Here is a 3,122-nt window from a genome sequence, read left to right on the forward strand (position 1 = left end):
CGCCCGCCGCTGCGCCACCCGGCCCGCCGGCCGCGCCGGCGCCGATGCCGCGCTGGCGCATGGCCGCATTCGTCGCGATCTCGCTGCTGCTCGGCCTGACCCAGAGCCTGGGCATGAACCTGGTCGCCTCCAACCTGCCGCAGGTGCAGGGCGCGCTCGGCGCGACCACGGCCGAAGGCGCCTGGCTGCTGACCGCGTACTTCGCCACCAACATCCCCGCCAGCCTGCTGCTGACCAAGTTCCGCCTGCACTACGGCCTGCGCCTGTTCGCCGATCTGGCCATCGGCCTGTTCGTGTTCGCCGCGATCGTGCACCTGGTCGCCAACGACCTGAGCTCGGCCATCGCCGCGCGCGCCGCGCTCGGCATCGCCGCCGCGCCGCTGAGCTCGCTGACCGTGCTGTACATGGCCGAGGTCTTCAGCGGGCCGAAGAAGGTGATCGGGCTGATGTTCGGCTTCGCCGCGCTGCAGACCGGCGCGCCGGTGTCGCGGATCATCGCCGAGAGCCTGTTCCTCAACGGCCAGTGGCACGGCGTGGTGATGTTCGAACGCGGGCTGGCGCTGGCCTGCTTCGCCGCGATCAACCTGCTGCGGGTCACCCCGGTGCCGCGCCAGCCGATGTTCGACGGCCTGGACATCGTCAGCTTCCCGCTCTACGCCAGCGCCATCGCCTTGTTCACCGTGGTGCTGACCCAGGGCCGGCTGCGCTGGTGGCTGGACACGCCGTGGCTGGGCGAATGCCTGGCCGCGGCGGCGCTGTGCGCGGGCTTGTTCGTAGTGGTCGAGATCAACCGTTCCAAGCCGATGGTCAACCTGCGCTGGCTGCTGCACGGCGGCTACATGGTGCGGCTGGGGCTGGCGATCACGCTGTCGCGCATGGTGCTGTCGGAGCAATCGGTCGGCGCGGTCGGCCTGCTCAACGTGCTGGGCCTGCTCAACGAGCAGATGCACACGCTGTTCTGGCTGGTGCTGGCGGGCACGGTCGGCGGTTTCGTGGTGACGCTGCTGTTCCTGCCCAAACAGCGCTTCGACCTGCTCGGCCTGATCGCGGTGGCCATCGTCGGCGTCTGCGCCTACGTGGACTCGCACGCGACCAACCTGACCCGGCCGGAGAACTTCTACCTCACCCAGACCTTGATCGCGATGGCGGCCTCGATGTTCCTGGCCTCCTCGATCCTGCTGGCACTGGTGCGCGTGGTCGCCGACGGGCTGCGCAACCTGGTCACCTTCATCGTCTTGTTCAGCACCACCAACGCGCTCGGCGGCCTGCTCGGCTCGGCGGTGCTGGGAACGTATCTGGCCCAGCGCCAGACCGCGCATTACCAGCATCTGATGCAGCAGGCCACGCTCGCCGATCCGCAGGTCGTGCTGCGCACCCAGCAGCTCGGCGGCGCGGTCGCGCGCGTGCTCGGCGATACGGCGGCGCGCGGCAACCAGGGGCTGGCCTCGTTCAATCAGCAGGTCGTGCGCGAGTCGTGGGTGCTGGCCTACAACGACGTGTTCCTGGCGGTGGCGTGGCTGGCCGCGGCGGTGCTGGTGTGGGTGTTGCTGCTGAAGTGGCACCTGTGGCGGCGCGGGCACACCGTGGTGAGCTTCGCCTCGCAGGTGCCCGGGCCGTTCGGCCCGCCGGCCGCGGCGCCGCCGCCACAGCCCGCGAACCGCGACGCCGCGCCGACGCCGCCTGCGCTGCAATCGCCGCCGGCCGCTCCGATTCCCTCTCCCGGCACCTGACCCGAAGGACGCCCCATGCCGCTGAAGACGCCCTTCAAATCCAAGGCCACCATCCCGGCGCTGCTGATCGCGCTGCTGGCGATCCTGGTGATCCTCTACGCCTGGCGGCTGTGGCCGTTCTCCAGCGCGCGCCAGACCACCGAGAACGCCTACGTGCGCGGCAGCGTCACCGTGATCGCGCCCAAGGTCGACGGCTATGTCGCCCAGGTGCGGGTGCAGGACTACATGCAGGTCAAGGCCGGGCAGGTGCTGGTGGAACTGGACGCGCGCAACTACCGCCAGCGCGTCGACCAGGCCCGCGCCAACCTCGCCGCGCAGGACGCCAACCTCGCCAACTCCACCCAGGCCCAGCGCGTGCGCGAAGCCGCGGTGGCGAACGTGGCGGCCCAGCTCAAGGCGGCGCAGGCCAATCTGGCCCGCGCCCAGGCCGATATGCGCCGCGCCGAGGCGCTGGTCGGCGACGGCTCGCTGTCCAGGCGCGAGCGCGACCAGACCCTGGCGGCGTTGCGCCAGGCCGAAGCCGCGATGGGCCAGGCCCAGGCCGCGCGGCGCTCGGCCGACGAGGACGTGCGCTCGGTGATCGTCAACCGCGACGCGCTGAGCGCGGCGGTGGCCAATGCGCGCGCCGCGTTGAAGCTGGCCGAGATCGACCTGGCCAACACCCGCATCCTGGCGCCGCAGGACGGCCAGCTCGGCGAGATCGGCGTGCGCCTGGGCCAGTACGTCACCCCGGGCACGCAGCTGATGCAACTGGTGCCGCACCGGGTGTGGGTGGTGGCGAACTTCAAGGAATCGCAGACCGCGGCGATCCGTCCGGGGCAGGCGGCGTGGTTCCGGGTCGATGCGCTCGACGGCAAGACCTTGCGCGGCCGGGTCGAGCGGATTTCGCCGGCGACCGGTTCGGAGTTCAGCGTGATCAAGACCGACAACGCCACCGGCAACTTCACCAAGGTCGCCCAGCGTCTGCCGGTGCGCATCGCGGTCGAGCCCGGCGATGGCGCCGGCGAGCGCGAACTGGCCGCGCGCCTGCGGCCGGGCATGTCGGTGGAGGCCACGGTCGATACCGCGAGCACGATCGACGAAGCGGCGGTGCATCGCGCCGAGCGGGCCGCGGCGGCGGATGCCGCACGCGATGCTTCGGTGCCGGCGTTGCAGGCCGACGACGGCGCCGCGGCGCCCGCCGCGGGCGCGTCGCCGAATCCATCTTCGGCCGGGGCGCTGCCGAACGGCGCGCCTGCGAACGGCAGGCCTTACGACAGCAAACGTTCGACCGGCGACGCGGCGGACAACGCCGCATCGCGGTCCGCGCCCGCCGACGCCGGGACGCCGGCCCGATGAGCGCGCTGCGAGGCTACGTCCGCTGCGCCGCGCTGGCCGCGGCGCTCGCCGCGC

General features: G+C 72.0%; 2 protein-coding genes. Both read left to right on the forward strand.

Going from position 1 to position 3,122, the window contains the following annotated elements; all coding sequences use genetic code 11:
* On the forward strand, positions 1-1,730 hold a 1,730-nt coding region (locus tag A7A76_RS02540; protein ID WP_206409719.1), incomplete at its 5' end, for a hypothetical protein.
* A 15-nt stretch (positions 1,731-1,745) separates the two neighbouring features.
* Positions 1,746-3,068, forward strand: coding sequence for an HlyD family secretion protein (locus tag A7A76_RS02545; protein WP_206409720.1), 1,323 nt, complete (start codon positions 1,746-1,748; stop codon positions 3,066-3,068).
* The last annotated feature ends 54 nt before the right edge of the window (positions 3,069-3,122 follow it).

The organism is Lysobacter enzymogenes, assembly GCF_017168095.1.
Classification (GTDB): Bacteria; Pseudomonadota; Gammaproteobacteria; order Xanthomonadales; family Xanthomonadaceae; genus Lysobacter; species Lysobacter enzymogenes_D.